Raw genomic sequence first — 693 nt, forward strand, 5'->3', positions numbered from 1 at the left:
TTTGATATTTTAGTTTACCAAATAAGATATTTTAACTTAGAAAAAACTTTATTAAAATTGACTTTTGATTATTATTAAGTTATACTTTTAGTGATATATGAAAGGATTGAATATGAAAAAAATTATTTTTATTTTCCTGTTACTAATATCTTCATTTTCATTTGCAGATAGTGAACTAGATAGCAAACTTTCAAAATTGCTTGATGAATTAACTCAAGTTGCTGATCAAAATGTAAAGATTACAGAACAAGAAGAAATGGTAATTAGAGATGCTATTCGTGAATTTGCAAAACAAAATTTAAACTTACCTTATTCATGGGGATCTGCTGGACCTAATAAATTTGATTGCTCTGGATTTGTAAACTATGTTTTTAAATCAAGAAGTGAAATTAAACTACCTAGAGTATCAACAGATATGTCAGTTTTTGATGGTGGAGATAAAATAACTAATACTCTAAAATTAAAAATAGGTGATTTAGTATTTTTTAGTACAGGTGGGAGTGAAAAGATTAATCACGTGGGAATATATATAGGTGATAATCAATTTATACATGCTTCATCTGGAAGTCAGAAAGTTACTATTTCTCCCCTTAACACAGGATATTATAAAGAAAAATTTAAATGGGCAATTTCTCCATTTAAATATTATCAAGCACAATAAAAGAGACCGTCAGAGAACATATACCAAAAAAC

The 693-nt window shown here is 26.7% G+C and carries 1 protein-coding gene; it reads left to right on the plus strand.

The window, feature by feature from the left end; genetic code table 11:
* The first annotated feature begins 112 nt into the window (after positions 1–112).
* Positions 113–661, plus strand: a complete 549-nt coding sequence (locus AYC59_RS07385) for a C40 family peptidase (protein WP_066896995.1) — start codon at positions 113–115, stop codon at positions 659–661.
* The last annotated feature ends 32 nt before the right edge of the window (positions 662–693 follow it).

This window comes from Pseudostreptobacillus hongkongensis, assembly GCF_001559795.1.
GTDB lineage: Bacteria > Fusobacteriota > Fusobacteriia > Fusobacteriales > Leptotrichiaceae > Pseudostreptobacillus > Pseudostreptobacillus hongkongensis.